Source organism: Planktothrix tepida PCC 9214 (assembly GCF_900009145.1).
Taxonomy (GTDB): domain Bacteria; phylum Cyanobacteriota; class Cyanobacteriia; order Cyanobacteriales; family Microcoleaceae; genus Planktothrix; species Planktothrix tepida.
The window spans coordinates 1-230 of record NZ_LN889874.1; the positions used below are offsets into that span (position 1 = coordinate 1).

Annotated in this window: 1 protein-coding gene; it reads left to right on the top strand. The window is 41.3% G+C overall.

Annotation, left to right across the window (positions count from 1 at the left end):
• The coding region (locus PL9214_RS29555) for a Tn3 family transposase (protein WP_139295222.1) at nucleotides 1-230 on the top strand (230 nt) is incomplete at both ends.

Consider the following 230-nt stretch of genomic DNA (forward strand, 5'->3'; position numbering starts at 1 on the left):
TTGCAGATTCAGGAGCATTATACAGATACAAGCGGCTATACTGAGCAGGTGTTTGCTATGTGCCATCTGTTGGGGTTTAAATTTGCTCCACGAATGCGCGATTTACCTGATAAGAAACTTTACACTTTTGAGTCTACTTCTTCTGATGAGGTTTTATCACCTCTGTTAGGCGGGAAGATTAATGTGAAATTGATTTCTGAGTCTTGGGATGAGATTCTTCGGCTTGCTAG